At 68.1% G+C, this 26,044-nt stretch carries 22 protein-coding genes and 1 tRNA gene; 15 read left to right on the plus strand and 8 right to left on the minus strand.

The window, feature by feature from the left end; all coding sequences use genetic code 11:
* Positions 1 to 6: 6 nt before the first annotated feature.
* Positions 7 to 867, plus strand: a complete 861-nt coding sequence (fdhD, locus tag J7U46_RS14525) for a formate dehydrogenase accessory sulfurtransferase FdhD (protein WP_282827025.1) — start codon at positions 7 to 9, stop codon at positions 865 to 867.
* The gene (locus J7U46_RS14530) at positions 857 to 1,081 is read left to right on the plus strand and encodes a formate dehydrogenase subunit delta (RefSeq protein ID WP_282827027.1); all 225 of its coding nucleotides are present in this window, start codon (positions 857 to 859) and stop codon (positions 1,079 to 1,081) included. The genes fdhD and J7U46_RS14530 overlap by 11 nt, the downstream gene beginning before the upstream one ends.
* 2 nt (positions 1,082 to 1,083) lie before the next feature.
* Here the strand turns inward: J7U46_RS14530 and J7U46_RS14535 are convergent, their stop codons facing one another.
* From J7U46_RS14535 to J7U46_RS14555, 5 genes are all read right to left on the minus strand, one after another.
* Positions 1,084 to 2,916 (minus strand): Ig-like domain-containing protein, encoded by a 1,833-nt coding sequence (locus tag J7U46_RS14535; RefSeq protein WP_282827029.1) that lies wholly within the window; start codon positions 2,914 to 2,916, stop codon positions 1,084 to 1,086.
* 287 nt (positions 2,917 to 3,203) lie between these two features.
* Positions 3,204 to 4,214, minus strand: coding sequence for a serine hydrolase (locus J7U46_RS14540; protein ID WP_282827031.1), 1,011 nt, complete (start codon positions 4,212 to 4,214; stop codon positions 3,204 to 3,206).
* A gap of 25 nt (positions 4,215 to 4,239) precedes the next feature.
* The gene (locus tag J7U46_RS14545; protein WP_282827033.1) at positions 4,240 to 5,376 is read right to left on the minus strand and encodes an NAD-dependent epimerase/dehydratase family protein; all 1,137 of its coding nucleotides are present in this window, start codon (positions 5,374 to 5,376) and stop codon (positions 4,240 to 4,242) included.
* A 76-nt stretch (positions 5,377 to 5,452) separates the two neighbouring features.
* Positions 5,453 to 7,453 carry an oligopeptide transporter, OPT family gene (locus tag J7U46_RS14550; protein WP_282827034.1) on the minus strand — a complete coding sequence of 667 codons (2,001 nt, stop codon included), beginning with the start codon at positions 7,451 to 7,453 and terminating at the stop codon, positions 5,453 to 5,455.
* 165 nt (positions 7,454 to 7,618) lie between these two features.
* Positions 7,619 to 8,170: a hypothetical protein gene (locus J7U46_RS14555; protein WP_282827035.1), complete on the minus strand. Its 552-nt coding sequence runs from the start codon at positions 8,168 to 8,170 to the stop codon at positions 7,619 to 7,621.
* A 125-nt stretch (positions 8,171 to 8,295) separates the two neighbouring features.
* Here J7U46_RS14555 and J7U46_RS14560 point away from each other — a divergent pair, with 125 nt between their 5' ends.
* Complete coding sequence (locus tag J7U46_RS14560; RefSeq protein ID WP_282827037.1) at positions 8,296 to 8,592, plus strand: antibiotic biosynthesis monooxygenase family protein; 297 nt, start codon at positions 8,296 to 8,298, stop codon at positions 8,590 to 8,592.
* A 255-nt stretch (positions 8,593 to 8,847) separates the two neighbouring features.
* On the plus strand, positions 8,848 to 9,369 hold the full coding sequence (locus J7U46_RS14565) for a hypothetical protein (protein WP_282827038.1): 522 nt from the start codon (positions 8,848 to 8,850) through the stop codon (positions 9,367 to 9,369).
* Here the strand turns inward: J7U46_RS14565 and J7U46_RS14570 are convergent.
* Positions 9,366 to 10,196, minus strand: a complete 831-nt coding sequence (locus tag J7U46_RS14570) for an AraC family transcriptional regulator (RefSeq protein WP_282827039.1) — start codon at positions 10,194 to 10,196, stop codon at positions 9,366 to 9,368. The two genes, J7U46_RS14565 and J7U46_RS14570, sit on opposite strands and share 4 nt — an antisense overlap.
* A 140-nt stretch (positions 10,197 to 10,336) precedes the next feature.
* Here J7U46_RS14570 and J7U46_RS14575 point away from each other — a divergent pair, with 140 nt between their 5' ends.
* The 11 genes from J7U46_RS14575 to J7U46_RS14625 all read left to right on the plus strand — a co-directional run bounded on the left by J7U46_RS14575 (position 10,337) and on the right by J7U46_RS14625 (position 23,814).
* A complete protein-coding gene (locus J7U46_RS14575) occupies positions 10,337 to 11,449 on the plus strand; it encodes a serine hydrolase (RefSeq protein ID WP_282827040.1) in 1,113 nt (370 codons plus the stop codon).
* A gap of 225 nt (positions 11,450 to 11,674) precedes the next feature.
* A complete protein-coding gene (locus tag J7U46_RS14580; RefSeq protein WP_282827041.1) occupies positions 11,675 to 12,949 on the plus strand; it encodes an efflux RND transporter periplasmic adaptor subunit in 1,275 nt (424 codons plus the stop codon).
* A gap of 27 nt (positions 12,950 to 12,976) precedes the next feature.
* On the plus strand, positions 12,977 to 13,699 hold the full coding sequence (locus tag J7U46_RS14585) for an ABC transporter ATP-binding protein (protein WP_282827043.1): 723 nt from the start codon (positions 12,977 to 12,979) through the stop codon (positions 13,697 to 13,699).
* 27 nt (positions 13,700 to 13,726) lie between these two features.
* Positions 13,727 to 15,040, plus strand: coding sequence for a TolC family outer membrane protein (locus J7U46_RS14590; RefSeq protein ID WP_282827045.1), 1,314 nt, complete (start codon positions 13,727 to 13,729; stop codon positions 15,038 to 15,040).
* A complete protein-coding gene (locus tag J7U46_RS14595) occupies positions 15,037 to 16,338 on the plus strand; it encodes an ABC transporter permease (protein ID WP_282827047.1) in 1,302 nt (433 codons plus the stop codon). Before J7U46_RS14590 ends, J7U46_RS14595 begins: the two co-directional genes overlap by 4 nt.
* Positions 16,339 to 16,359: 21 nt before the next feature.
* The gene (locus J7U46_RS14600) at positions 16,360 to 17,586 is read left to right on the plus strand and encodes an FtsX-like permease family protein (RefSeq protein WP_282827049.1); all 1,227 of its coding nucleotides are present in this window, start codon (positions 16,360 to 16,362) and stop codon (positions 17,584 to 17,586) included.
* 25 nt (positions 17,587 to 17,611) lie between these two features.
* Entirely contained in the window at positions 17,612 to 18,913 is a 1,302-nt protein-coding gene (locus J7U46_RS14605) for an ABC transporter permease (protein WP_282827051.1), read from the plus strand.
* A 12-nt stretch (positions 18,914 to 18,925) separates the two neighbouring features.
* Positions 18,926 to 20,146: an FtsX-like permease family protein gene (locus J7U46_RS14610; protein ID WP_282827053.1), complete on the plus strand. Its 1,221-nt coding sequence runs from the start codon at positions 18,926 to 18,928 to the stop codon at positions 20,144 to 20,146.
* Positions 20,147 to 20,161: 15 nt separating this feature from the next.
* Positions 20,162 to 21,499, plus strand: coding sequence for a sigma-54 dependent transcriptional regulator (locus J7U46_RS14615; RefSeq protein WP_282827055.1), 1,338 nt, complete (start codon positions 20,162 to 20,164; stop codon positions 21,497 to 21,499).
* An 8-nt stretch (positions 21,500 to 21,507) separates the two neighbouring features.
* The gene (locus J7U46_RS14620) at positions 21,508 to 22,902 is read left to right on the plus strand and encodes a sensor histidine kinase (protein ID WP_282827069.1); all 1,395 of its coding nucleotides are present in this window, start codon (positions 21,508 to 21,510) and stop codon (positions 22,900 to 22,902) included.
* A gap of 87 nt (positions 22,903 to 22,989) precedes the next feature.
* Positions 22,990 to 23,814: a hypothetical protein gene (locus tag J7U46_RS14625; protein ID WP_282827071.1), complete on the plus strand. Its 825-nt coding sequence runs from the start codon at positions 22,990 to 22,992 to the stop codon at positions 23,812 to 23,814.
* On the opposite strand, the gene J7U46_RS14630 is transcribed toward J7U46_RS14625, so the two are convergent.
* The gene (locus tag J7U46_RS14630) at positions 23,790 to 25,697 is read right to left on the minus strand and encodes a diguanylate cyclase (protein WP_282827073.1); all 1,908 of its coding nucleotides are present in this window, start codon (positions 25,695 to 25,697) and stop codon (positions 23,790 to 23,792) included. The genes J7U46_RS14625 and J7U46_RS14630 overlap by 25 nt on opposite strands.
* Before the next feature lie 232 nt (positions 25,698 to 25,929).
* Positions 25,930 to 26,014, minus strand: a tRNA-Leu gene (locus tag J7U46_RS14635).
* Positions 26,015 to 26,044: the final 30 nt, after the last annotated feature.

The following is a 26,044-nucleotide window of genomic DNA, read 5'->3' on the forward strand; positions in this document are numbered from 1 at the left end:
CTGACGATGGCCCCGCCCCTCAAGCCGCCCGAGGCGGTGGAATTCTGCGAAGGCGCCCGCTCGCTGCCAGTACGCGGCGTGCGCGCGGGCCAGAACTTCGAAGTGCAGGACTGGGTGGCCGACGAGGTGCCCGTGGCCCTCGAATACAACGGCATCTCGCATGCCGTGATGCTGGCCACGCCGCTGGACCTGGAAGACTTCGCGCTGGGCTTCTCGCTCAGTGAAGGCATCCTGCAAAGCGCTGACCAGCTCTACGCGGTGGAAGAAGAAGCCTCCGAGCTGGGCATCACGCTGCACTGCGAGGTGGCGAGCGAGGCCTTTGCGCGCCTGAAGGAAAGTCGCCGCTCGCTGGCCGGGCGCACCGGCTGCGGCCTGTGCGGCACCGAAAGCCTGGCCCATGTGGCGCGCGACCTGCCCCGGCTGCCGGCGGGCGGCATGCTGGAGCGCCAGGCCATCGCCCATGCCATGGCCCAGTTCTGCGAACGCCAGACCCTGCAGCAGGCCACCGGCGCCGTGCATGCGGCGGCCTGGTGCTCGGCCGACGGCGCGCTGCGCTGGCTGCGCGAGGACGTGGGCCGCCACAACGCCCTGGACAAGCTGATCGGCGCGCTGGCCAGCCATGGCGTGGACGCCAGCACCGGCTTCATCGCCGTCACCAGCCGCGCCAGCTTCGAGATGGTGCAGAAGACCGCCTCGGCCGGCGTGTCGCTGCTGGCCGCCGTCTCCGCCCCTACCTCATTCGCCGTGGCCACGGCCGAACGTGCAGGCATGACCCTGGTCGGCTTCGCACGCGGCGCCGACCTGGTCGTCTACTGCCACCCCGAGCGCCTGGCCCTGACTGGCAACGAGACTCATCATGAACACTGAGAAGCTGGTCACCATGGCCAACCAGATCGGCGGCTTCTTTGCCGCCATGCCCGATCACCAGGAAGCGCTGGAGGGCATCGCCCTGCACATCAAGAAGTTCTGGGCGCCGCCCATGCGCCGCGAGCTGCTGGCACACATTGACGCAAACGCGGATTCAGGCCTGGCACCGCTGGTGCTTGAAGCGATCAAGCACCAGCGTGACCTACTGAACTGAGTTCAGAAACTCAGCCCGGACTTGACGTAGACATTCCCCATCGACGAGGAAGTGCCCTCAACCCAGGCGATGGCGCCCTGACCTTTACGATTGAACTGGATGTTGATGCCGTTGATCAGGGTTCCACGCCGTCCCACATAGACCTGCCGTTCGAACACCCATCCCGAACCGGGCGTGTAACGGCTGAGCGCGAACTGTCCCAGCCCCAGAAAGGGTGATTTCCAGGGCACCAGCGCCCGGCCGTCGTCAAGCAGGAATGGCGTTAGCGGCGTGGCATCACCGAACAGCCCCAGATCCACCGGCGCCATCAGATCAATCGGACTACCCCAGCCCTTGGCGGCGTCGAACAAGGCTGCAGAAACCGAAAAGTCGAAAGAATTGGCCCAGCTCAGCACTGCGTCACCCCTGGCATTCATGCCGAGCTTGGTGATGTTCGGACCTCGCTGAAGGTCCGTTGCCACGGTTCGCCTAGCACCCCATCCGTCGCCGAGCGTGAAGTGGCGCGAGAAGATCTGCTTTGGCATCGGCTTCGGATTGCCATTCGAGTCCAGGCCCCTGGGGTCATCGATCCAGGCCACGGCGATGCTGCCGGCTTCGTTCATGGCGCCAGCGAGGCCAGAGCTCATGATCGTGTTGTCCGGGTTCGATGCCACCAACTCCGGCGTCAGCCAGCCCATACCGGGAAGCCAGCGCAAGGCATAGACACCCTGCTTCTTCTCAACCCCAGGGGCGTCATAACAGTTGAACGACAACCATACCAGGGTAGCCTGGCCGGCGGCGTTCATATAGAACTGTGGCGACGTGATTGTGCAAAGCGTCGGGTCCACGACCGGCACATTGACCGGCGTGGTCCAGCGGCCTGAGGCCGCGCTGTAGCTGCTGCTCTTGAGCACCGTACCGTGCCAGAACACCATTGCATTGCCCTGCGCGTCGATACCGACGGAGAGACGCTCGTTGGGCGAGGCAGGTGATGGAGGATTGATCAGCTGCGGCTCCTGCCAGCCTGTGCCGGGCTTGTACAAGGCTGCGTAGATGCCTTCGAGCTTGCTCCAGGCGGCCACAGCCATTCCACTCGCGTTGCCCGCCGTCGTGGGGGTCTGCCCGATGGTGAACTGGGAGACTGTTCTGATCGGCGCTACCTCAGACCACCCCGTCGATGTCGATGCGGTCGTCGCCCAGAACAGGTCGGGCTTGCCTGCGGTGGCAAAGGTACATCCCCATGTCGTCAGCGCGCGGGCCGCAGCGTCGATCGTCAGGCCACCTAGACCCGGCACACAGGGGTCGGCCTGGCTATATTCAGCCAGCGACTGGATAGCCAGGACTTCCACATTGACACTGGCACTGACCGAACCGCTGGAACTGGTCAGCTTCACCTCCCCCGGCGCCAGGGCCTTAACAAAACCCTTGCTGCCACTGGCATTGCTAGCCGCCAACACGGCGGGATTTGACGAACTCCATTCAACGGCCTCGGTCGCGTCCTTGGATGCGTCCGTGTAATGCCCAGTTGCCGCAAACTGAAGGGTGGCCCCGATACCCAGTCCAATACCCTGGGACGACGACATTTCAAGGCTCTGCAGATAGGTACCGACGCGTATGTGGGCCACCGCACGCACGCCAAGGTAGGTCACGGTGATGTCCGCCTGCCCAACGGAAATTCCCTGCACGAGCCCCGTCGAACCACCCACCGCAGCGACGGCTGGCGCCGAGGACGTCCAGCTACCCATGTGGGTAATCTCATACGAGTTGCCGTCGGACATCTTGGCGTTCGCACGCATAAAGAGCTGGCCGCCCGGCGCCACATCGAAGGTGATGGGTTGGAAAACGATGGAGGACACGGTCGGTGCGCTGCCGACACCGCCACCCGTGCTGCCCGATCCCCCGCTCGCGCCGCCACTTCCACCGCCACCGCAGGCAGCAAGCCCGCACATGACCAAGACCTGCACAAACCAGCGCCACCCACCCATCGAACCTCGAACAGCCTCAGCCACAAGCCCTCCGTTTCATATGTCGGCGCCAGGCAATTGGCGGCACGCGATTCACGAAATCGTCAGTGTACTCAGACCGTTTGCGCTGCGGACCAGTGACAAGCTGCCCTGTGCGGCACGCGGCATTGGGAAAACCCTCAGCGCAACCGCGCCCCATGCACCTGGCGGATCAGCTGAACCAGGTCACCGTCATTGAAGCGATAGCCCTCGCGCTCGGTATCGACGCGGTGCACCATCACCAGCCCATGCTTGGGATAGACGCCGAGCATGTGCACGCCAACGCCGGTGTGGAAAAACGAGGGCCGCTCGTCGCCCGGCTCGGGCACCAGCACATCCCACAGCAGGCCATAGGCCAGGCCCCAGCGCGGCTCGACGAGGGAGATCGGCTGGGTGCTGCGATCCACCCAGCTCGCCGGCACCAATGGCTTGCCCCGCCACTGCCCGCGCTGCAGCCACAGCTGGCCATAGAGCGCCAGGTCATGGGCCGAGAGGCGGAAGTGGTAGGCCGGATAGCGGGAGCGCTCGGGCTCGCGCTGGTAGAAGCCATCGGCCTGCTCGCCGAGGACGCCGCCGTAGTCCAGCATGCCCAGGGGCCGCGCGATGTCGGTCAGGAAGGCGTTGTAGATCGTGCGCCCGCTGGCCTGCTCGAACAGATGGCCGGCGAGGTTGAAATCCCAGTTGTTGTAGTAATAGCGCTCACCGGGCGCAGCGCTGTGGCGAGGTGGCCGTGCCGCCGCCATGCCGGCGGACTCGGCCGCAGCTGGCAGGTAGACGCCGGAGCGCGAGGCCAGCACATCGACGACGCGCGCCTGCTTCTCGCGCTCCGTGAGCGGCGTGTCGTCGTCAATGCCCAACTGGGCCAGCGTCGCCTCGAGCCGGATCTGGCCGCGCGCCTCGGCCTGGCCCACGAGGCTGCTCAGCAAGGCCTTGCGCATCGAGTGCACGAGGCGCTTCTGGCGGATGTCGCCCCACTCGAAGAAGACCTTGCCGTCGTGCAACAGCAGCAGGGACTCGGAACCCGCCTGCTGTAGGAAGGCGGCCAGGGCAGCGAGCTTCTCGCTCGAATAGCCGGCGGCCTCGGGCCCGATGCGCTCGAAGGCGTCGGCCGCCGCGAACGCGGGCGAGACCAGCAGCGGCCATGCGCCCAACGTCGCCTGCCGCCGGTTGATCACCTCAGCCTCCCAACTTGGCCAGCAGCTCCGCCTCGCGCTCGGGTTTGAGGCCGGCGCGCAGCGGCGCGCTGCGGCGCTTCTCGTCAAGCGTGGCCCACCAGGCGAGAAAGTCGGTCGTCGTCTGGTCCACGCTGCGGAACGTGAGGCCCGCTTTCACAGCGCGTGCATTGCTGCGCCGGTGGAAGCCGGCGGTTTCGCCGCTGCCGGGCACCCACACAGGCAGGTCCATCCAGGCACCGACCTTGTTCTCGTCGAGGAACTTCTCGCTGGCCTCGACGAACTGCGCCTTGTTGCCGGTGGCCTCGTTGATCTGCTTCAGCATCGCGCCCATCGTCAGTTCGCCGGCTGGGCCGAAGGCATTGAAGTCACCGAACGTGCGCTGTTCCGCCATGCGGATGGCCCATTCGGCGATATCGCGGCCGTCGATGAACTTGACCGGGTCCTGCAGCGGCGGCACCAGGGTCTTGCCACCGCGCTGCAGGCGCAGCGGCCAGTAGCTGAAGCGGTCGGTCTCATCACCGGGGCCGACGATCAGGCCGGGGCGTATCACCGTGGTCATTCCAGCGAAATGCTTGTGCGCTTCGTCCTCGCTCAGCGCCTTCAGGGGGCCATAGAGCGCCATGTTCTTGCGCAGGTCGGCCGTGGTTTCCTTCATCGCGTCAGCGCCCTTGTAGACGGCACGCGCGCCGGTCTCGTCTTCGCCGGGCTTGCCGTTGCTTTCGTAGACCGAGACCGTGGAGATGAAGATGTAGTGCTTGATGTTGCCCTTGAGCACCGCCGCGGCATCACGCACCCAGGAGGGCACGCTGGTCGGGTTGTCGATGCAGACATCCCACTGCCGGCCCTTCAGCGACTCATAGTCGTTGACGTCGCGGTCGCCGGTCAGCTCTTCCACCGCCGCCGGCCATTCCTTGGGACGGCGGCCGCGGTTGAACAAGGTGACTTTGTGGCCGCGTGACAGCGCATAGCGCACCTGGTGCGGGCCGGTGAAGCCGGTGCCGCCGAGGATGAGGATGTTGAGCGGGCGCGGCGCGGCCTGCACCAGGCCGGGCAGCAGGCCCGCTGCCGAGACAGCCGAGGCCGCCACGCTGCCGGCCAGGATCTGGCGGCGCCGCTTGTCATGTGGATCTGCTTGCATGCGGGGACTCCTTGCAATGGCCAACCAGCGACGCAGCCTAGCCGGAACGCCGTGGCGTCCCGTTGGTCACAGAGGGTCAGCCCTTGCTGGCCTCGCCCTGCTTCAGGATCCAGCGGTAGACCACGAAGACCACAGCCGCGAAGCCCACGCCCCCCAGCCAAACACCCTGGTGCTCGGCGAACTCGCCGCTGACCAGGCCCAGCGGGAAGTCCTTGCCCGAGAACACCACCAGGGCCGCGATGATCACGCCGAGCAGGCCTTCGCCGACGATCATGCCGGAGGCCAGCAGCACGCCCAGCTGCTTGGCATGCTCGGGCTTGGCGGCGCGCTCGGCACGGCGCTCGTACAGATGGCCGACGATGGCACCGATGCTGATCATCAGCGTCGTCGAGGTCGGCAGGTAGATGCCGAGGCCCACGGCCAGCGGCGGCATGCTGGCGCCCTTGACGTTCTTGCGCAGGAAGGCGTCGATCACGATCATCACCACGCCGATGCCGGCGCCGATACCGATCAGGTTCCAGTTCAGGTCGCCCTGGATCACGCCCTTGGCCAGGGCCGAGATCAGTGCAGCTTGCGGGGCTGCGAGGGCCTTGGCCGGGTCGGCACCCGGGGCGCCGGTGAAGCCATAGGCCTGGTTCAGGAGGTCCAGCACCGGCGGGATCACCACGGCACCAGCGACCACACCGATCACCAGGGCCACCTGCTGGCGCCAGGGCGTGGCGTCCACCAGCTGGCCGGTCTTCAGGTCCTGCATGTTGTCGTTGGCGATCACGGCCACGGCGATGACGACGGCGGTGACGAACAGCGCAAAGGCCACCAGGGCCGGATGCAGCGAGGCCGGCACCAGCGGCTTGACCACCGCGACCAGCAGCAGCGCGATGCCGATGACCACGAGGATGCCCACGCCCGACAGCGGGCTGTTCGAAGAGCCGACCAGGCCGGCCATGTAGCCGCAGACGGCCGACACGAAGAAGCTCATCAGCGCCACATAGGCAACGCCGCCGACGACCAGCAGGCCGATCTGGTCGGCCAGGCCAGCGCCTTGCGCGAACTGGGCCAGGATGAAGCCGATGGGCACCAGGGAGACGGCCGTGATGCCGGCCACCCAGCCGATGGGGATGTCCTGCTCGGTACGCGGCAGGCTGGCGCCCTGGCCCGCCTTGCGCTTGCGCGAAGCGGCCATGGCCGAGCGCAGGCCGGAGGTGACCGGCTTGACCAGCTTGATCAGGGTCCAGATCGCGGCCACGCCGATGGCGCCGGCACCGATGAAGCGCACCTGCTTGCTCCACACGGTCTTGGCCAGGGCGGTGGCGTCGGTGATGGCGCCATTCGTGGCGACGTCATGCAGTGCGCTCATGTAAGGCACGGCCACGACCCAGGCAATGGCGGCGCCCAGCAGCGAGGCAATGCCCACCCACAGGCCCACCAGATGGCCCACGGCCAGCAGGGCGAACGACAGCGCGAAGGTGTAGCCGGTGGCGCCGCCCTTGCCGCCTTCACCGAGGCGGAAGAAGCGCTGCACCTCGCCAGCGAAGACCTGGGTGGCCACCACCACGCTGAAGCCGGCCGACACGGCGGCACCCGCAAGAATGGCCATCAGGCCCTTGCGGTTCTCTTCCGCAGCCTGGCCGGCATCGGCCTCCTGGAAGCCGACCTTGAGCACCTCGGCACAGGCCACGCCTTCCGGATAGGGCAGGTCGGAGTCGGTCACAAGGGCGCGGCGCAGCGGGATCGAATACATCACGCCGAGCACGCCGCCGAGGGCGCAGATCAGCATCGTGGTCCAGTACGGGAAGCCGTTCCACCAGCCGACCATGATCAGGCCGGGCAGCACGAAGATCACCGAGGAGATCGCGCCGGCCGACGAGGCCACCGTCTGCACGATGTTGTTCTCGCCGATGGTGGTCTGCGAGAACTTGCGCAGCAGGGCCATCGAGATGACAGCGGCCGGGATGGAGGTCGCGAAGGTCAGGCCGGCCTTGAGGCCGAAATAGACGTTGGCAGCGGTGAAGACGAGGGTGATGACGATGCCCAGGATCAGACCGCGGAGGGTCAGTTCACTGGCGCGATCGGGCATGGTGTGGCTTGTGGTCACGTTCCGGCCTTGGCTGAAGGTTGGTCTTGGGAGGCCGCCGACAGGGGCAGGCGGCCGCGTCCCGCATCATCGGGATTCGGCGCGCATTGTGACTTGGTGAATGCCCGGGGCGGCCGGGCCGGATTTCAGCGGCTGGTTAGCGGCTGGTTAGCGGCTGGTCGAGATATAGCCCAGCACGCCAGTGCTGGTGCAGTTGCCGCTGCCATCGCAGTAGGTGCGTGAGCTGGAACGGGCACCGCCGCTGTCGCGGGTGAATCCCGGACATTGCGCCAGGTTGAACGAAGCCGGGCTGCCCTCGTAACCACCCATGCCATTGGCCGCCACCCAGTAGCGGGCGGGCAGCACGGGCGTCTGGCACAGCAGCTCGATGTAGGCCTTCTCGCCGACGGTCAGCTGGCGGCTGTTCAGGAAGACGCCCGAGGTGCCCTTGGAGGCATCGGCCTTCAGCGGACCGCCGAGCACCAGGCCGGCCATCATCTGGCCGGCGATGGGCTGACCCTCCAGGCCCCAGGCGCCGGAGACGGCGTCGTACCAGTAGCGGCCGGCGGCGATGGGCACGGGATAGGCCTGCTGCAGCGACCGAAAGGTTTCGGGCTTGAGCTCGCTGCCGTTGACGAAGACCCCGCTACCGGCGGCCAGGCCCGGGTCCGGCAGCAACAGGACGAGGCAGGCCAGGCTCATGCGCAGGAAGTGGCTCATGACGCGCTCCTTGGAAGCGGCGGAAGTCAGGCCAGGATGCGCCGAGCCAAGGCGAGCGTCAATCGCTGCGTCGCCGAGGTGCCAGGCGCTAGCATTCGCCCTCTCATCACCCTTTGCAGACCGCCATGATTCTCGAAGTCGCCGACATCCGCATCGCCCCCGGCCAGCAGGCTGCCTTCGAAGCCGCCATTCACCACGGCGTGGCCACGGTGATCTCGCAATGCCCCGGTTTTCTGCGCTACCAACTGCAGCGCGGCATCGAATCGCCGGAGCGCTTCATCCTCCTGATCGACTGGGCGACGCTGGAGAACCACACCGTGGACTTCCGCGGCGGCCCCTTGTTCGGGCAGTGGCGCGCCATCGTGGGGCCTTTCTTCGCCGAGCCGCCCAAGGTGGAGCACTTCCAGGCCGCCGCGCCCTGAATCGGTTCCCATATCCCCCCTAGGAACGATTCTTTACGAGGCAGCAATGGCGGGCAGCGGCGGGGCTGATCAGAATCAGGCCATCCCCTTCCGCTGCATTGCTCGCCATGCACCTCGCCCTCACCCCTTCGCTACGCCGCGCCGCCCCGCTGCTCAGCACGCTGGCGGTGGCCGTGCTGGCCGTGGGCGCCGCCTTGCTGCTGACGCTGCTGGCCTGAGCTGTAAGGTCGGACGGCTCCGGCACGACAGAGCGCCATGACCGTCTTCATCCTCCGGCCGCTGGCCGCGTTGTCTCTGCTTGCACTGGCCGCCTGCACCAGCGCTCCCACCCACGTCGGCCTGCCCTTGCAGCACGCCTGGTTCGAAGGCCAGCAGGTCGACTACATCACCACCGACATCTCCGATGCCGCCATGGCCCGCGCGCTGGGCGTCAACCATGTGCCGGCGCTGGCCCAGGCACTGGCGCCAGCCACGCCCGGCCGGCCGCGCACGCCGGTCGAGCGGGTCTACAAGTTCGCCGATGGCGAGCAGCTGAGCATCTTCCCGTCGGTGCCAAGACCGGTGGGCGGTGCCAATGCGGATGCCAGCTACAGCCCGCTGTGGGCTCTGGTGGAGGTGCGCTGGAAGCCGGGCAGCACGCCGCGCCAGCTGCGCTCTGAGGAAGCCCTGCTGGCCGCCGAGCAGGCCGGCCAGGTCGAGCTGCGCCACACGGGCATCGTGGTCAATTGCCCGGTCGTGCGTACGCCAAGCGGCGGTGCTATCAGCGGCCTGCGCTAGCGCGAGCTGCCTCCGGCGCGCAGTCGGTAGTCGCCCGGCGTCATCCCGAATCCGGCGCGGAAGCTGCGTGCCAGATGCGCCTGGTCGAAGAAGCCGCAATCCAGGGCCACATCGACCAGGCTGCGCCGGCTGCGCGACAGCAGTGCGGCCGCCCGGTGCAGGCGGCTGCTGCGCGCGAACTCGCCCGGCGAGCAGCGGAAATGGCGCCGGAACGCCCGCGCCAGGTAGACCGGATGCACGCCCAGTTCACCGGCCAGCTGGCACAGGCCGGACCGGCCGACGGTGTAGAGCGCATCGTCGCGCAGGGCATCGCGGCACTGCAGCAGCCAACGCGGAGGCCGGCCCTGCCGACGCTCGAAGTCGCCGGCCACCTCGGCCGTCAGCTCCGCCACCAAGCCGTCGAGGTCCAGCGGTGTGCAATCCGTGCTGCCCGCCAGCGCAAGCGCCTGCCCAAGCATCCGCTGCGCCACGGCGCCGCCCAGGGCCAGCGGTTCCGGCGGCAGGACCAGGGACTGGCTGAGCCGGCCCCAAAGGCCGAAGCCCAGGTCGAGCGAAACGAAGCGCGCCTCTCCGAGCGTCTGCGAGGCGGCAAAGCAATCGGCATGCACCGTGCCCGGCGGGTTGAACACCAAGAGCGGCGCGCCGTCCTCGGTCGCCCCCTGGGCGGCACTGGCGTAGCGGCCGCGCTCCACCAGCACGAACTGCGGCTCCACATGGCAGTGCTCGGGCACCTCATGGGCAGCCAGCGTGGGCACGCAGCGGCTCAGCGCCAGGTCGCTGGCGTGCTGCTCGTGCAGCCGATGGCCGATGGGGCGGGACAGAGGCATGCGGGCCAGTGTGCCACCCAGGCGCACCTGGCCCAAAAGCAAGCCCCGGAGCGTCTGGCCACGAGGTTGCTTGCGTACAAGCCAGGCCCGGGCCTCACTTGCTAGTCTGGCGTCCCGAATGATTGCCCCGGAGCCCCTGCGTGAGAAAACAAGCCCTGACCGCCCTGTCCTTGCCGTTGTTCAGCCTGTTGTTCAGCCTGGGCGCCTCCGCTCAGACACCAACCCTGCAGACCGCCGATGCAGCCGTGCGCGCTGGCCAGTTCCAGGCCATCACCAGCATCGTGATCGCCCGCAAGGACCAGCTGATCTTCGAGGCCTACTACGACAAGGAGGCAAAGGACGGGAAGGACGGCCAGGACCGCCGCGAGATCCGCCGCAACACCCGTTCGGCCACCAAGTCGGTGGCCGGCATGTTGCTCGGTCTGGCCATTGCCGACGGCCATGTGGCCAGCGTCAAGGACCCCGTGCTGGCCCACCTACCGCGCCAGGCCGAGCAGGGCCGCCGCGAGGCGCGCAAGGCCGCCATCAGCTTCGAGGACCTGATCACCATGAGCGGGCCGCTGGAGTGCAATGACTGGAACGAATGGTCGCGCGGCAACGAGGAGCGCATGTACCTGGTCGAGGACTGGGTGGGCTTCTTCTGGGAGCTGCCGATGCGCGGCTTCCCGGCCTGGGCCACGCCGCCCAAGGACTCGCCCCATGGCCGCGCCTTCAGCTACTGCACAGCCGGCGTGACCACCGTCGGCGCCGCGCTGGCCGGCGCGGTGCGCGAGCCGCTGGCGCAGTACGCGCAGCGGCGGCTGTTCGAGCCCCTGGGCATCACCGGCGCCGAATGGCAGTTCCTGCCGGCCGTGCCACAGCAAAGTGGCCCGCCGATTCCGCAGACCGGCGGCGGCCTCGGCCTGCGCAGCCTGGACCTGCTCAAGCTCGGCCAGCTCTACCGCGACGGCGGCCGCTGGCAGGGCAAGCAGGTGATGCCCGCCGCCTGGGTGGCCGCCTCGCTACGCCCGCAGGCTCGCATGGAAGACGGCACCGACTACGGCTACCTGTTCTGGGGCCAGCAGTTCCAGGTCGGCGAGCGCCGCATCAGCACCTGGGCCATGAATGGCGCGGGCGGCAACACCGTGCAGATCATTCCGGAGCTGGACCTGGTGATCGTGATCACCAGCAGCAACTTCCAGGTCCGCAACGCACCCAAGCTGACCATGGACCTGCTGGCCAAGCAGTTGCTGCCGGCCTTGCTGGCGCCTTGATTGCCCTGATCGCCCTGATCGCCCTGAGTTCCCTCGGCGCACCACCCATGCCAAACGTCAGCAGGATCGTCCGGTAGAGCGTCCGCCAAAACGTCCGAAAAGCGTCCGCGGACACTGTCCGATCGCCACCTCGAGCTGCAAGCCCTTGATTCCATTGGGCTGCAGCCGGCAAGCACCCATGGCACGGCGCTTGCAAAAGCTGCTCCGACTTCCCCACGGACAGCCATGACGATTCGAGACACCTCCGCCACCGACCAGTTGCTCCAGCAGCCGAGCTTTGCCAAGCGCCGCATCGTCTGGATAGGCGCCGGGCTTGCAGCCCTGGCCGCCCTCTTCTTCCTCGCCCCGGCCGCCAAGCGCATGCTGGCTTCCGACACCTCGGTCCAGGCCTCGCGCCTGGCACTGGCCCAGGTGCTGGTCGGGCCGCTGACCCGCGACGTGGCCGGCGAGGGCAAGGTGGTCGCCGCCAACAGCCCCACGCTCTACGCCGGCAACGCGGGCACCGTGACCTTGAAGATCCAGGCCGGCGATGCCGTCACCAAGGGTCAGGTCTTGCTCAGCCTGCAGAGCCCCGACCTGCTGGCCAAGCTGAACCAGGAACGATCGAACGGCGACGCGCTGAAGAGCGAATGGCTGCGCGCCGAAGCCGACGCCCGCCAGCAGCGCGCGCAAGCGGCCAGCGGCCTCGAGACCGCCACCATCGCCCAGAAGACCGCGCAGAACGACCTGCAGCGCCAGACCCAAGCCTATGCCGCCGGTGCCACGGCCGGCATGCAGGTCGACCTGGCCCGTGACGCCGTGGCCCGCGCCGACATCGCCCTCAAGCAAGCCCGTGAGCTGCTGACGCTGAAGGACGATGCGCTCAAGTTCGAGCTCGCCGCCAAGCGCCAGGCCTATGAACGGCAGCAGCTCGTGGTGGCCGACCTGCAGCGCCAGCAGGACGAGCTGTCGGTGCGCTCGCCGGTCGACGGCCAGGTGGGCCAGCTCTTCATCACCGACCGCATGAGCGTGGCCAAGGACGCCAAGCTCTTGACGGTGATCGACCTCAGCGCCCTCGAAGTGCAGATGCAGGTGGCCGAGAGCTTTGCCCGCGAGCTGCAGGCCGGCATGCCGGGCGAGATCTCGGGCAATGGCAAGACCTGGAAGGGCCGCGTCAGCTCGATCTCGCCCGAGGTCGTCAACAACGAAGTCTCTGCCCGCCTGCGCTTCGAGGGCGAACAGCCGGCCCAGCTGCGCCAGAACCAGCGCCTCTCGGTGCGCGTGCTGCTGGACCACCGCGAGAACGTGCTGCAGGTGGCCCGCGGCGCCTTCGTCGACGAAGGCGGCGGCCGCATCGCCTACGTGGTGCAGGACGGCCAGGCCGTGCGCCGCCCCATCCGCCTCGGCGCACAAAGCCTCTCGCAAGTCGAGGTGCTGGAAGGCCTGAAGCCCGGCGAGACCGTCGTCATCTCGGGCACCGAATTCTTCAAGGGCGCCGAGCGCGTCACCCTCAGTCGCTAAGTCAATCCATCCCGTCAAGGAAACACCATGCTGAAGATGCAATCCCTCTCCAAGGTCTACCGCACCGAGATGGTCGAGACCCACGCGCTGCGCGACTTCAACCTCGAGGTGAAGGAAGGCGAGTTCGTCGCCGTGACCGGCCCCTCGGGCTCGGGCAAGACCACCTTCCTCACCATCGCTGGCCTGCTGGAAGCCTTCACCGGCGGCAGCTACCTGCTCGATGGCGTGGACGTCAGCCGCATGAACGACGACCAGCGCAGCAAGCTGCGCAACCAGAAGATCGGCTTCATCTTCCAGGCCTTCAACCTGATCCCCGACCTGAACGTGCTGGACAACATCGAGGTGCCGCTGCGCTATCGCGGCATGAAGGGCGACGAGCGCCGCCGCCGCGCCCGCGAGGCCCTGGCCCGCGTGGGCCTGTCGGCACGCGAGAAGCATTACCCGGCCGAGCTCTCGGGCGGCCAGCAGCAGCGCGTGGCCATCGCCCGCGCGCTGGCTGGTGAGCCGCGCCTCCTGCTCGCCGACGAGCCGACCGGCAACCTCGACAGCCAGATGGCCCGCAGCGTGATGGACCTGCTGGAAGAGCTGCACCGCGACGGCGCCACCATCGTGATGGTGACCCACGACATGCAGCTCGCCGCCCGCGCCCAGCGCAATGTGCATGTGATGGACGGCCAGGTGGTCGACATGACCGCCGACCTGCAGCTCGAGCGCGCGATGCGCGACACCCACCAGCAAGCGGTGGCCTGAAGCCCGACTTTTCCATTGCCTCTGACCATGCCGTCACTGCTCCGTCCCACGCTGCTCGCCCTCGCCTGCCTGTTCGCCCTGCCGGCAAAGGCCGAAGACCTGCTGGAGGTCTATGCCCAGGCCCGCGCCGCCGACCCGCGCCTCGCGCAAGCCAGTGCCCGCCGAGGCCTCCAGCAGGAGCTGGCCGTCCAAGCCCGCGCCGGCCTGCTGCCGAGCTGGACCGCCGGCTATGGCGACAGCCACGCGCAGCCGGGCGGTGCAACGAGCCGCGGCCTCACGAGCAGCATCAGCCAGACCCTCATCGACCTGAGCCAATGGAAGCGGCTCGATGCCGCGCAGGCCGAGCTGAGCGCCGAAGACGCACGCTGGCGCGCCGCCGAGCAGCAGCTCTGCGCGCGCGTGGCGCAGGCCTATTTCGGCGTGCTCTCGGCCCAGGCCTCCTTGGCCACGGCTGCGGCGAATGAAGGCGCCTTCGCCACCCAGGTCGCGCAAGCCAAGATCCGCTTCGAGACCGGCCTGTCGGCCCAGATCGACGTGGAGCAGGCGCGCACCTTCCATGAGCTGTCACGCGGCACCACGGTCCAGGCCCGGCAGAACCTGCTCGATGCCAAGGAAGCGCTGGCCGAGATCACCGGCCGCATGCCCGGCGAGCTGCGCCCCTTGATCGTCCAGCTCGACGTGATGCCGCCCGAGCCCGCCGATCCGGCCGCCTGGGTCGCACGCGCACTGGCGGGCAATCCCGAACTGATCGCCGGCAAGTCGCAGCTGCAGGGCAGCGAGTACCGCGTCGATGCGGCGCGCAATGCCCACCTGCCGACGCTGAGCGTGGGCGTGGACAGCGACCGCCGCAGCGGCGGCAGCGCCGTGGCGCCGCAGGACATCGGCCGCACCCAGCACCAGGTTGCCGTACGCCTCACGATCCCGTTGTTCGCTGGCGGCGCCACCGAGTCCAGCAAGCGCCAGGCCATGTACCAGCGCGACAACCAGCGCGAGCAGCTCGAGATCGACCGCCGGGCCCTGGTGCGCGAAACACAGGCCCAGTACCAGGCCGTGCTGGCCGGGCTGGAGCTGGTGCGCTCAAGCACGGCCGCCGTAGCGGCCGCCGACCGCTCGCTCGACTCCACGCGCGCCGGCCAGCAACTCGGCACACGCACGATGACCGACCTGCTGCTCGCCATCCAGGTCCAGGCCCAGGCGCAGATGGCGCAGGCCCAGGCCCGCCATCGCTATGTGCTGGCCACGCTGTTCCTGCGCCAGGCCGCCGGCGCCTTGGGCGAAGCCGAGCTCGCTGCCGTCAATGCCTTGCTGCAACCCGCCGCCACGGAAGGGTCCAAACCATGATGCTGGGCTACTACTTCGACCTGGCCCTGCGCGCCTTCAAACGCAGCCGGGCCTTGAGCGCGCTGATGGTGCTGGGCCTCGGCCTCGGCATCGGCGCCTGCATGACGACGCTGTCGGTCTATCACGTGCTGTCGGGCGATCCGATCCCGGGCAAGAGCGACCGGCTCTTCAATGTGCAGCTCGATGCGCGCGGCATGGTCGGCTACCAGCCGGGCGGCGAGCCCAATCTGCAGCTCTCGCGCTTCGACGCCGAGGCCCTGCTGCGCGACAAGCGGGGCCTGCGCCAGGTGATGATGAGTGGTGGCCGGGTCTCGCTGCGCCCGGAGACCGGCAAGGCCTTCTTCCCTTCATCGCGCTACACCTCGGCCGATTTCTTTGCGATGTTCGAAGCGCCGTTCGCCTTCGGCAGCGGCTGGGACGCCGCCGCCGATGCGGCCGCCGGCCGCGTGGTCGTGATCTCGCACGAGCTCAACGAGCGGCTCTTCGGCGGCGCCAACAGCGTGGGCAAGACGCTCAAGGTCGGCAACATCGCCATGCAGATCCAGGGCGTGCTCAAGCCCTGGCGGCCCGCCCCGCATTTCTTCGACCTGCACGTGGGCAACTACGCCAAGGCCGCCGACCTCTACCTGCCCTTCTCCACCGCCGCGCAGCAACGCTTCTCGCGCTCGGGGAACATGTCTTGCTGGGCCGAGGCGCCGGGCGGCGATCCGCTCGCGCTCAATGCGCCCTGCGACTGGATTCAGTACTGGGTCGAACTGGCCAGCCCGTCTGACGCGAGCAGCTACCGTGACTACCTGATGCAGTACTCCGAGGCGCAGCGCAAGGCCGGTCGCTTCGCGCGGCCCGCCAATGTGCGCCTGCGCTCGGTGATGGAATGGCTGGCCCACCGCAAGGTGCTGCCGGGTGACATCCGCCTGCAGGTCTGGCTGGCCTTCGGCTTCCTGCTCGTATGCCTGACCAATGCCGTGGGCCTCTTGCTCGCCAAGTGCCTGCGCCGCAGCGGCGAGATCGGCGTGCGCCGCGCCCTCGGTGCCTCGCGCCGCGCGATCTTCTCGCAGTTCCTGGTCGAGGCCGGCGTGCTGGGCACGGCCGGCGGCCTGCTCGGCCTCTTGCTCGCCTGGGGCGGGCTGTGGCTGGTGCGCCTGGGGCCGAGCGACTACGCCAGCCTCGCCCGCATGGACTGGGAAATGCTGGGCCTCACGCTGCTGCTGGCCTTCATCGCCAGCTTAGCTGCAGGCCTGCTGCCCGCCTGGCGTGCCGCCAGCGTGACGCCGGCCCTGCAACTGAAGACCCAATAAGCCCAATAAAAAGGAGCGGCCATGGACCTGATGCCCATCCTCTCGACGCTGCGCCGCCACAAGACCGCTGCTGCGCTGATCGTGCTCGAGATCGCGCTGACCTGCACCATCGTCTGCAATGCCCTGCACCTGATTTCGCAGCGCATGGCGGTGCTCAACAACGACATCGGCATCCCGGAATCCGAGCTGCTGGTGGTGGACTTCCGCGGCCTCACCAAGGTGGAGAACGCCGATGCCGGCACGCAGCGCGACCTGGCCACCCTGCGCGCCCTGCCCGGCGTGCGCGCCGCGATGGTCACGAACCAGGTGCCCTACGGCGGCAACAACAACAGCAGCAGCGTCAGCCTCTCCAAGGACGAGCAGGCCACGCGCATCGAAGCCTCGCAGTACGAGAGCAGCGAGGGCATGATCAAGGGCCTCGATCTGAAGCTGGTCGAGGGCCGTGACTTCGAGCCGCAGGAGATGCTGAACGACAGCGCCTTCAACAGCGGCACCGATGCACCCAATCTCACGGCCGTCATCATCACCCGCACGCTGGCACAGCGCCTGTTCCCTGGCCAGTCGGCGGTGGGCAAGCAGGTCTATGTCTTTGGCGACAAACCGCAGACCGTGGTCGGCGTGCTGGAGCGCCTCAGCCCGCCCAGCCCCGCCCGCTTTACCGGCGACGACGGCAATGTCTCCATGCTGCTGCCGCTGCGCCCCTCCTATGCCGGCGGCAGCTATGTGGTTCGGGTGGATCCGGATCAGCGCGAGGAGATGCTGAAAAAGGTCGTCACCGCGCTGGAGAAGCTGGACAGCGAGCGCGTCGTCATCCGCCAGCGCCTGCTCAGCGACATGCGCGAGGACTACTACAAGCAGGACCGCATGATGGTCTGGCTGCTGGGCGGTGTCTGCCTGGCCCTGCTCGTGGTCACGGCCCTCGGCATCGTGGGCCTGGCCAGCTTCTGGGTGCAGCAACGCACCCGCATGATCGGCACGCGCCGCGCCCTCGGGGCCACACGCGGCCAGATCCTGCGCTACTTCCAGGCCGAGAACTTCCTGCTCTCCAGCGCCGGCATAGCTCTGGGCGTGATCGGCGCGTTGGCCCTCAGTGCCGTGCTGATGCGCAATGCCGAGATCGCCGGCCTGCCCTGGAGCTACCTGCTAGCTGGCGCGCTGACGCTCTACCTGCTGGGACAGCTCGCCGTGCTCGCACCGGCGCGCCGCGCCGCCGCCCTGCCGCCGGTCGCCGCGCTGCGCGGCAACTGACAGAGCCATTCAAAGGACTGACGAGATGATGATCAAGTACTACTTCGAACTGGCCCTGCGCAGCTTCCGACGCAGCCCCGGCCTCACGGCCCTGATGCTGCTCACCATCGCCATCGGCGTGGGCGCCTGCATGACCACGCTGACGGTCTTCCATGTGCTCTCGGGCGACCCGATCCCGGGCAAGAGCGACAAGCTGTTCAACATTCAGCTGGATGCCTTCGCCTTGCGGGGTTACAAGCCCGGCGATGAGCCGCCGCTGCAACTGACCCGCTACGACGCCCAGACACTGCTGAGCGAAGCTCGTGCCGACCGTCAGGTGATGATGACAGCCGGCGGCGTGGCGGTGGAGCTCGATGGCCAGAAGCCGGTCTTCACCACGGCCCGCTACACCAGCGCCGACTTCTTCCCCATGTTCGAGGTGCCGGTCAAGCTGGGCCGCGCCTGGAACGCGGCCGACGACAAGGCCGCCGCCCGCGTGGCCGTGATCTCGGAGAAGCTCAACGAGCAGCTGTTCGGCGGCGGCAACCCGCAAGGCAAGATCATCCGCATCCGCGAGAAGGACCTGACCGTCATCGGCGTGCTGGGCAAATGGCGCCCGGTGCCCACCTTCTACGACATGACGATTGGCGCGTATCGCAATGCCGAAGACGTCTACTTGCCTTTCAGCACGGCCATGGACCTGAAGTTCGGCTCCATGGGCAACTTTAACTGCTGGGGCGAGCATGCGCCCAGCACCAGCCGCGACGTGGGTGCCCCTTGCGCCTGGATCCAGTACTGGGCCGAGCTCGGCACGCCCGAGAGGGCCAAGGCCTATCACCAATACCTGAAGGACTATTCGGAGCTGCAGCGCAAGGCCGGCCGCTTCGAGCGGCCTGTCAACGTCGGCTTCTACAAGGTGATGGACTGGCTGGCCCATCGGGAGGTCGTGCCGAGCGACATCAAGCTGCAACTGTGGCTGGCCTTCGGCTTCCTCAGCGTCTGCCTGGTCAACACCGTGGGCCTCCTGCTGGCCAAATGCCTGCGCCGCTCGGGCGAGATCGGCGTGCGGCGCGCGCTCGGTGCACCGCGCCGGCAGATCTTCCTGCAGTTCCTGGTCGAAGCCGGCAGCCTCGGCCTGGCCGGCGGCCTGCTCGGCCTCGTGCTGACAGGCCTCGGCCTCTGGGCCGTGCGCAGCGGCTCGGCCGACTACGCCGGCATGATCGAACTCGACACCGTGATGCTGATCACCACGCTCGCCCTGGCCCTGCTGGCCAGCCTGGCTGCCGGCCTGCTGCCCGCCTGGCGCGCCACGCAAGTGACGCCAGCCCTGCAACTGAAGACTCAATAAGAGAGGCCCGCCATGGACCTGATGCCCATCCTCGCCACGCTGAAGCGCCACAAGACGGCTGCCGGCCTGATCGTGCTGCAGGTGGCGCTGACCTGCGCCATCGTCTGCAATGCGCTGTTCCTGATCTTCCAGCGCATCGAGCGCATGGAGGCGCCCAGCGGCATCGTCGAGAACGAGCTGCTGACGCTCAGCGTCTCCAGCCTGACACGCACCCAAGACCCAGATGCGATCACCCGGATGGACCTGCAGGCGCTGCGTGCCCTGCCCGGCGTCAAGTCGGTGAGCCTGGTGAACCAGATTCCCTACAAGGACAACTTCTGGGCCACCGGCATTCGCCTCAAGCCCGACAGCCAGGAAGAGGGCCTCGGCGTGGCCAACTACATGGTGGCCGAGGGCTGGCTGCAGACCCTGGGGCTGAAGTTGGTGGCCGGCCGCGACTTCGCCGGCGAGGAGTACCGCAACCAGAGCGAGATGGAGAACGATGCCAAGGCCGGCGTGTCGGCTGTGCTGATCAATCAGGCGCTGGCCGACAAGCTTTTCCCGGGCAAGTCGGCGGTGGGCGAGTCACTCTATGGCGGCGGCGGCGACCAGCCCTCGCGCATCGTCGGCGTGGTCGAGCGCCTGGTATCGCCGCAACCCGGCGGCACCGACAGCGCGCAGCTGTACACCCTGATCCAGCCGATCCGGCAGACCTTTCGTGGGGGTGTTTTCCTGATGCGGGTCGAGCCCGGGCAGCGCCAGGCCATCCTGAACCGCGCGGCGAGCGAGCTGGAAAAGATGCAGACCCGCCGCGTCGTGCGGGAGAAAAACCTGTTCACCGACCTGCGCGAGAAGTACTACCGCCAGGACATGAACATGGCCTGGCTGATGGGCGCGGTCTGCATCGCCTTGCTGCTGGTGACGGCCTTCGGCATCGTCGGCCTGGCCAGCTTCTGGGTGCAGCAGCGCACGCGCATGATTGGCACGCGCCGCGCCCTCGGCGCCACGCGCGGCCAGATCCTGCGCTACTTCCAGGCCGAGAACTTCCTGCTCACCAGCCTCGGCCTTGTGCTCGGCATGGCAGCAGCCTATGGCATCAGCGTGCTCTTGATGAAGAACTACGAGCTGCCCCGGCTGCCGCTGTTCTATCTGCCGGTGGGCGCCGTGACGCTGTTCCTGCTCGGCCAACTGGCCGTGCTGTCGCCGGCGCGGCGGGCGGCGGCACTGCCGCCGGTGGCGGCCTTGCGCAGTTGATATGCTGCGCAGCCGATGCGCACCGTCCTGATCATTGATGACAACCCCGGCGTTGGCGAAGCACTGAGCCTGCTGCTGTCGCTGCACGACATCGCGGCCCACTACGCCGCCACGCCGGAGCAGGGCCTCGCCCTGCTCGCCAGCAAGCCCGTGGACCTGGTGATCCAGGACATGAACTTCAGCGCCGACACCACCTCGGGCGAAGAGGGCCGGTCGCTGTTCCAGCAGATCCGGGCGCTCTCGCCCGACCTGCCGGTCATCCTGCTCACGGCCTGGACCCAGCTCGAACAGGCCGTGGCCCTGGTGAAGGCGGGCGCCGCCGACTACCTGTCCAAGCCCTGGGATGACGCCAAGCTGCTGGCCACGGTGGAGAACCTGCTGGAGCTGGCCGAATCGACGGCCGAGCTGCAGCGTGGCCGCCAGGCCCGCCGCGCCCGCATCGAAAGCCTGCGCCAGCGCTACCAGCTCGACGACCTGGTGTTTGCGTCAGACGCGATGCTGAACACGCTGGAGCTCGCCTGCCAGGTCGCGCGAGCACCGCTGCCGGTCCTGATCACCGGCCCCAATGGCAGCGGCAAGGAACGCGTGGCCGCCCTCGTGCACGCCAACTCGGCTGTGGCCGGCGGCCCCTTCATCGCCCTCAACTGCGGCGCGCTACCGGCCGATCTGATCGAGGCCGAGCTGTTCGGCGCCGAGAGCGGCGCCTACACCGGCGCCAACCGCATGCGCGAGGGCCGCTTCGAAGCGGCCAACGGCGGCACGCTGTTCCTGGACGAAATCGGCAACCTGCCACTGGCTGGTCAGGTCAAGCTGCTGCGCGTGCTCGAGACCGGCCGATTCGAGCGCCTCGGTTCCAGCAAGACACGCGAGACCCGCGTGCGCGTGATCAGCGCCACCAACGCCGACCTGAAGGCCATGGTGGCGCAAGGCGCCTTCCGCGAAGACCTGTACTACCGCCTCAATGTGGTGGAGCTGCGTCTGCCGGCGCTGGCCGAGCGGCGCGACGACGTGCTGCCGCTGGCCGAGCACTTCCTGGCCGGCACGGCGCGGCTGTCGGACGCGGCCCGCGAACTGCTGCTGCAGCACGGCTGGAGCGGCAATGTGCGCGAGCTGAAGAATGTGATGGCCCGGGCGGCGCTCTTGTGCCGCGATGGCCTGATCCAGCCGGCCGACCTGGGCCTGGAGCTGAACACGGCCGCTGCCGCGCGCAGCCTTGACGAGCCGGGCCGCGAGGCCATCCTCGCGGCGCTGCGCAGCGCCGGCGGTGTGGTGGCCCGTGCGGCCCAGCAGCTCGGGCTGTCGCGCCAGGCGCTGTACCGGCGCATGGAGCGCTACGGCCTGGGCAGCGAGTGAGCGAGCCCATGACGCGCGGCAGCCTGCACACCCGCCTGCTGCTCCTGCTGCTGGCCAGCGGCATTGCCTTCCTGCTGGTCCATGCGGCCCTGGTGCATTGGCCGCTGCCGCAGTTGCTGGAATGGCTGGAATGGGGCGAGCCACTCGAGCCCTGGGGCTGGTTCAGCCTGGCACTCAGCACCCTCCTCATGCTGCCCCTGCTGCTCTGGCTGGCGGCCTGGCAGCTGGCACCGCTGGAGCGGCTGCTGCGCGCGCTCGAAGGCGCAACGCTGAGCTACCGCGATGGCGACTACAGCAGCTCGATCGCCGCCATCAGCGGCGGCGGCCGCGAGATCGAGGCCCTGGTACGCGCCCATGCCGAGCTGGGCGCGGCACTGCGCGAACAACGAACCCAGCTCGCCCAGCGCGAGCTGCTGCTCGACACCCTGGTGCAGAACACGCCGGTGGCCCTGCTGCTCTGTGCGATGGAGCATGACCAGCAGGACGGCCCCATCGTCTACGCCAACCTGTCGGCCCGCCAGCTGCTGAACGAAGGCCGCAGCCTGACGCGGCGCCAGCTCGGCGACGTGCTGATCAACGCTCCCGAGGCGCTGCGCGAGGCCTTGCAAACGCGCGAAGACCGGCTGTTCAGCGTTGACGATCCGACGCAAGGCACGGAGGAGCGCTTCCACCTGTCGCAGCGCCGCCTGCTGATGCAAGGCCGGCCGCATCGGCTCATCCTCTTGCGCCGCATGACGCGCGAGCTCTCGCGCCAGGAGGTGGCCAGCTGGAAGCGCGTGATCCGCGTGATCAGCCATGAGCTGAACAACTCGCTGGCGCCGATCTCCTCGCTGGCCCACAGCGGCGCCGAACTGGTGCGGCGCGGCGATGCCGAGCGCGCCGGCCAGGTCTTTGCCAGCATTGGCGCCCGCGCCGGCCATCTGCACAGTTTTCTGGCCGGCTATGCCAGCGTGGCCAAGCTGCCAACGCCGCAATTGCAGACCGTAACCTGGTCAGGCTTCGTGGCCGACCTGTTGGCCCAGGGCCACGCCAGCCTGGAAGGCCCGCTGCCCGAGGTCCCCGCCCGCTTCGACCCGGCCCAGGTCGAGCAGGCCCTGATCAACCTGATCAAGAACGCCCACGAGGCGGGCGGTGAAGCAGCGGCCGTGACACTCGCCGTCCAGGCCCAGCGCGAGCAATGGCGTTTGATCGTCAGCGACCGCGGCCCCGGCATGAGCGAAACCGTGCTGGCCCAGGCCCTGCTGCCCTTCTATTCGACCAAGCGCAGCGGCACCGGCCTCGGCCTCGCCCTGGCGCGCGAGATTGCCGAGGCCCATGGCGGTGGCATCGCCCTGGCCAACCGCGACGGGGGCGGTCTGCAAGTCAGCTTGTGGCTGCCGCGCACCAGCGATCGCCGCCTTTGAAAGGGCAGCCACAGCGGGCCACTAGACTGTGGCCCGCTCCGGCACGACAAGCCTGCCGGGGCGCCCATCAATCAAGGAGGTTAGAAGATGTTGAAACAGACGAGCGTCTCGCTGGCCCTGCTGCTGGCCCTCGCCGGCCAGGCCCATGCCGCGCCCATCAGCAATGCCGATGTGATCAAGCTGCTCGATGCCGGCATGCCCGAAGAGGTGGTACTGAAGGCCATTGCCAGCGGCGAGCCCAAGTTCAACACCTCTGTTGACGCCCTGATCCTACTGAAGAAGAAGGGCGCAACGGCCGCCATCCTGAGCGCTGTGCAAGGTGCGTCGGCCCAGGCCGGCACGCCAGCCCGCCCCGCTGCTGCTGCGGCTCCCGCCGTTGCCGCCAAGCCGGCTGCTGCGGCCGGTGGCATCAATCCAGAAGAGGTGCTGGTCGCCGTCGGCGGCCAGGAATCGACGATGCAGTACATCATCCCGACCGTGCGCACCGCCGCGCGGGCCCTGGGCTTCGGCGGCGTGGCCACCTATGCCACGCTGCAGGGGCGCCAGGCCGGTCGCAAGCTGCCGAGCGCCGGACTCGAGTTCATCGTCAGCGTACCCAAGAACGCCCAGGCCGCCGGCTACCTGACACTGGCCAACTTCGCCGTGCGCAGCAACGGCACGCGCGAGGTGCAGATGGGTGGTGGCTACATGAGCTACTCGACCGGCATCAACAAGGACCGCGTCGTCGCCATCAAGAGCGAGCCACTCGCCGACCAGTCGCGCGCTCGCGAGGGCTTCGTGCTGCACAAGATCTCGCCGGAACGCGACCTGCCGGCCGGCGAGTACGCCCTGGTGCTCTACACGGCCGAGGTGCGCACGGCCGGCTTCTTCGCCCAAGCGGCGAACAGCTATTTCGACTTCAGCGTCGAGTAAGCCCCAGTCCCGTCTGCAGAGGCCGGGTACAGCGCATAGCGCTGGCGCCCGGCCCGCTTGGCCTCGTAGAGCGCTGCATCGGCCTGGGCCAGCAGTTGCGCGGCATCGAGGCCGGCGCGGCCCTCGTGCAGCGCAATCCCAATGCTGGTGCCAACCTGCAGAGCCAGGCCATCCAGCAGCATCGGTTCGTCCATCGCCTGCAGGACCTTCTCGGCCACCGCAATGGCGTCTGCGGCCTCGTTCAGGCCCTCGACCAAGACGACGAACTCATCGCCTGCCAGGCGGGCCACGCTGTCGGTGGCGCGGACGCTGGCCTGCAAGCGCTGTGCGAAAGCCTGCAGCACGGCGTCACCCACCGCATGGCCTTGCTCGTCATTGATGGCCTTGAAGCGATCCAGATCCAGGAACAGCAAGGCCAGCTTCCAGCCCTCGCGCTGCGCCCGCACCAGGGCGAGCGCCAGGCGCTGGTCGAGCTCGCGGCGGTTGGGCAGGCCGGTCAGCGCATCGGTGCGGGCCATTTCGGCGAGCTGGGCCTGGGCCTGCTTCAGCGTGGTGACGTCGGTGCTCAAGACGAAGATGCCGACGACCTGGCCGTCCGCTCGCTGATCGGGGATGTAGTCGTTCTGCAAATGCAGCAGCCGCCCCTGCATGTCCGAGCTGAGCTCGACCTGCACGCGCTCTCCGGCCAGCGCCGCCCGCAGGCAGGGCTCGCGCTGCCCGTAGAGCGCGGGGCCCAGCACCTCGGCCAGCGGCAGGCCGAGCATGGCGCTGGCTTCCATGCCCAGCCAGCGATGGAAGGTCTCATTGGCATAGTGCAGGCGCAGGTCCTGGTCCAGGTAGGCGATCAGCACCGGCAGCGCATCGGCAATCACGGCCAGGCGGCGCTCGCTGGCGCTGGCGCGGGCCGCAGCCTCCTTGCGCTCGGTGATGTCCAAGGTGACCGAGAAGAAGCCGCGCGGCCGGCCCTCGGCATCCAGGTCGGGCACGTAGTGCTGCTCGAAATGGTGCTGCCGGCCCTGGATCACGCTGCTGCTCTCGAAGCGCACGGCCTCACCGGTCATCACCTGGTCGATGAAGGGCTGCAGATGCTGGCCGGCGTCGGCGCCACGCACATCGGCCACGGTCTTGCCCAGCACCTCGCTGGGGTCGATGCCATAGAGCCGGCGCACCTGCTCGTTGGCAAAGATGATGCGCTGCTGACGATCGAACTGCGTGATCAGCAAGGGCACGTGATTGGCGATGCGGCGCAGCCTGCCCTCGGCCTCGCGCAGCCGAGCGCCACCACGCAAAACTTGCCACAGGGCCAGTGTCGAGAAGATGGCCAGCAGGCTGAGGGCCAGCAGCAGCATCAGGCGCGTGGTGCCGGTTTCGGAACCCAGCGCCGTGGCGAGCCCGGCGCGCTCCGCCCGCAAATCGGCGACAAGGCTGCCGAGCTCCTGGCGCAGGCTGTCCATCTCACGCTTGCCCTGGTCGCTGAGCACCAGAGCCAGTGCTTGCTCATGCCGGCCCGCGCGGACCAGGTCGATGCTGCGCTGCAGCTCCTCACGCTTGTCGCGCACTAGGCCCAGCACGCGCACCAGGCGCTGCTGCTGCGAGGCAGTGCTTAGCATGCGGGCAAGCTCGTCGAGCCGCAGGTCCAGCTCGCCCATGGCCTCGGCATGGGGTTCCAGGTAGGCATCGCGCTGGGTCAGCAGATAGCCGCGCTGGCCGGTCTCGGCATTCAGCAGGGCGATCATCAGTTGGTTGAGACCGCGCAGTTGCTCGCTGACCAACCCCTGGCGCTCGACCATCGCCACCGCATGCTGGGCCCGCCAGGCCAGCAGGGCCGTGACCAGGGCCATGGCCAGCAAGGCGCACAGCAGCAGGGTGACACCAGCCCCCATGGAGTCCGTTGCCCGCGCTCCTGGCCGCATGCCGCCTCCTGCACGCCGCTGATCCGCCCTGATGCTTGTTGTGGCTCTTTGCGGATGAGTCTAGGACGGCGCCATCAACGCAGGAATGGCTTGTTTGCGGGGGCGGTCCCAGAAACGCAAAAGGCCGACGCTCTCGCATCGGCCTTTCTTGATTTTGGCGAAATGAAAAAGGCCAGCACTCGCGTGCTGGCCTTCTGCAATTTGGTGCCCAGAAGAGGACTCGAACCTCCACGGAGTTACCCGCTAGTACCTGAAACTAGTGCGTCTACCAATTCCGCCATCTGGGCTAGTTTCTCTTTGCTTTCCGGGTTGCCCCG

The sequence above is a fragment of the Pelomonas sp. V22 genome (genome assembly GCF_030014915.1).
Taxonomy (GTDB): Bacteria; Pseudomonadota; Gammaproteobacteria; order Burkholderiales; family Burkholderiaceae_C; genus JAUASW01.

Coding starts and splice junctions, on each gene's coding strand:
- J7U46_RS14615 (WP_282827055.1), top strand. CDS start 20,162: ATGCGCACCGTCCTGATCATTGATGACAACCCCGGCGTTGGCGAAGCA.
- J7U46_RS14545 (WP_282827033.1), bottom strand. CDS start 5,376: ATGCAAGCAGATCCACATGACAAGCGGCGCCGCCAGATCCTGGCCGGC.
- J7U46_RS14580 (WP_282827041.1), top strand. CDS start 11,675: ATGACGATTCGAGACACCTCCGCCACCGACCAGTTGCTCCAGCAGCCG.
- fdhD (WP_282827025.1), top strand. CDS start 7: ATGGCCCCGCCCCTCAAGCCGCCCGAGGCGGTGGAATTCTGCGAAGGC.
- J7U46_RS14600 (WP_282827049.1), top strand. CDS start 16,360: ATGGACCTGATGCCCATCCTCTCGACGCTGCGCCGCCACAAGACCGCT.
- J7U46_RS14530 (WP_282827027.1), top strand. CDS start 857: ATGAACACTGAGAAGCTGGTCACCATGGCCAACCAGATCGGCGGCTTC.
- J7U46_RS14595 (WP_282827047.1), top strand. CDS start 15,037: ATGATGCTGGGCTACTACTTCGACCTGGCCCTGCGCGCCTTCAAACGC.
- J7U46_RS14605 (WP_282827051.1), top strand. CDS start 17,612: ATGATGATCAAGTACTACTTCGAACTGGCCCTGCGCAGCTTCCGACGC.
- J7U46_RS14570 (WP_282827039.1), bottom strand. CDS start 10,196: ATGCCTCTGTCCCGCCCCATCGGCCATCGGCTGCACGAGCAGCACGCC.
- J7U46_RS14630 (WP_282827073.1), bottom strand. CDS start 25,697: ATGGGGGCTGGTGTCACCCTGCTGCTGTGCGCCTTGCTGGCCATGGCC.
- J7U46_RS14620 (WP_282827069.1), top strand. CDS start 21,508: ATGACGCGCGGCAGCCTGCACACCCGCCTGCTGCTCCTGCTGCTGGCC.
- J7U46_RS14585 (WP_282827043.1), top strand. CDS start 12,977: ATGCTGAAGATGCAATCCCTCTCCAAGGTCTACCGCACCGAGATGGTC.
- J7U46_RS14610 (WP_282827053.1), top strand. CDS start 18,926: ATGGACCTGATGCCCATCCTCGCCACGCTGAAGCGCCACAAGACGGCT.
- J7U46_RS14565 (WP_282827038.1), top strand. CDS start 8,848: ATGACCGTCTTCATCCTCCGGCCGCTGGCCGCGTTGTCTCTGCTTGCA.
- J7U46_RS14590 (WP_282827045.1), top strand. CDS start 13,727: ATGCCGTCACTGCTCCGTCCCACGCTGCTCGCCCTCGCCTGCCTGTTC.
- J7U46_RS14625 (WP_282827071.1), top strand. CDS start 22,990: ATGTTGAAACAGACGAGCGTCTCGCTGGCCCTGCTGCTGGCCCTCGCC.
- J7U46_RS14550 (WP_282827034.1), bottom strand. CDS start 7,453: ATGCCCGATCGCGCCAGTGAACTGACCCTCCGCGGTCTGATCCTGGGC.
- J7U46_RS14555 (WP_282827035.1), bottom strand. CDS start 8,170: ATGAGCCACTTCCTGCGCATGAGCCTGGCCTGCCTCGTCCTGTTGCTG.
- J7U46_RS14560 (WP_282827037.1), top strand. CDS start 8,296: ATGATTCTCGAAGTCGCCGACATCCGCATCGCCCCCGGCCAGCAGGCT.